Here is a 1,030-nt window from a genome sequence, read left to right on the forward strand (position 1 = left end):
TCTTCGACGGTGCGACCCTTCTGGGTACGGGCACGCTGAGCGGTGGTGTGGCGACGCTCACGACGTCTTCGCTGTCGGTGGGATCGCATTCCGTGACCGCCGTGTACGGCGGTGACTCCAACTTCAGTGGCTCGACGTCTCCGGTGGACACCCAGACGGTCAACCGGTCGGCTACATCTACGGCGTTGAGCTCGTCGCCGGACCCGTCGGTGTTCGGGCAGGCGAAGGCGCTCACCGCCACGGTGACGGCCATCTCTCCCGGAGCTGGTACTCCGACGGGGACTGTGAGCTTCTTCGACGGCGCGACCCTGCTTGGCACGGGCACGCTCAGCGGTGGGGTGGCGACCTTCAGCACCACCACTCTCGCCACCGGCAGTCACTCCCTGACCGCTGTCTACAACGGGGACACCAACTTCTCCGGCTCAACCTCGCCCGTCGACACCCAGACGGTGGGCAAGGCGAGCACGACGACCACCGCGAATTCCTCGCCCAATCCGTCGGTCTTCGGACAGCCAGTGACCCTCACGGCGACCGTGGCCGCCGTGGCACCGGGCGCGGGTACGCCCACCGGCACCGTGACGTTCTTCATCGGCGGCATCCCGCAGGCGCCGGTCACCCTCTCCGGCGGTGTGGCGACGCTCATCGTCTCCACCCTGCCCGTCGGCACACGCACCATCCGCGCGACCTACAACGGCGACAGCAACTTCACCGGCTCCACCTCCACTACCAGCAACCAGATGGTCACCAAAGCCAACAGCAACACCGCCTTGACTTCGGCACCCGACCCCTCGGTCTTCGGACAGTCCAAGACCCTCACCGCCACCGTCACCGCTGCCGCACCCGGAGCCGGTACCCCCACCGGAACCGTGAGCTTCTTCGACGGCGCCACCCTCCTCGGCACCAGTACCCTCAGCGGCGGCATGGCGACCTTCAGCACCACCACCCTCGCCATCGGCACCCACTCCCTGACCGCCGTCTACAACGGAAGTGGCAACTTCAACACCTCCACCTCACCCGTAGACACCCAGAC

1 protein-coding gene is annotated in these 1,030 nt (G+C 67.1%); it reads left to right on the forward strand.

What is annotated here, in order from left to right:
• Window positions 1-47: 47 nt before the first annotated feature.
• On the forward strand, window positions 48-1,030 hold a 983-nt coding region (locus P3G67_RS35750; protein ID WP_391858427.1), incomplete at its 3' end, for an Ig-like domain-containing protein.

Source organism: Streptomyces silvisoli (genome assembly GCF_029269905.1).
Taxonomy (GTDB): Bacteria; Actinomycetota; Actinomycetes; order Streptomycetales; family Streptomycetaceae; genus Streptantibioticus_A; species Streptantibioticus_A silvisoli_A.